Origin of the sequence: Stenotrophomonas sp. SrG, assembly GCF_050031795.1 — a bacterium.
In the GTDB taxonomy this organism is placed as follows: domain Bacteria; phylum Pseudomonadota; class Gammaproteobacteria; order Xanthomonadales; family Xanthomonadaceae; genus Stenotrophomonas; species Stenotrophomonas rhizophila_A.
Window position 1 is genome coordinate 1 of sequence record NZ_JBNBBE010000190.1, and the last position, 282, is coordinate 282.

1 pseudogene is annotated in these 282 nt (G+C 64.9%); it reads right to left on the reverse strand.

The features are described 5' to 3' along the window. Nucleotides 1-261, reverse strand: a pseudogene (locus ACQG3P_RS19485) (XVIPCD domain-containing protein); the annotation flags it as partial. Nucleotides 262-282: the final 21 nt, after the last annotated feature.

Consider the following 282-nt stretch of genomic DNA (forward strand, 5'->3'; position numbering starts at 1 on the left):
GCCGCACGCCTCCCACTGGCGCTCTGTCAGGGTGCGGTTCTGCAGCTTTGGGTCGCGGTCGTGCGGATCGGCCGCTTCGAGCTGGGCATAGGCATTGGCCACCAGGCCGGGCAGGTTGTCGTTGCGCACCACGCCCAGCGCCAGCAGGCCGTCGCCATCATTGCCCTGCTTCTGGGCAAGGTAGTTCCAATACCGCTCGCGGTTGCCGTCGTCGGCATACGCCCGCAGGCTGTCGAGATCCTTTTGATTCAATCCGCTCACGCGTTGTTCCTCCGGAACATC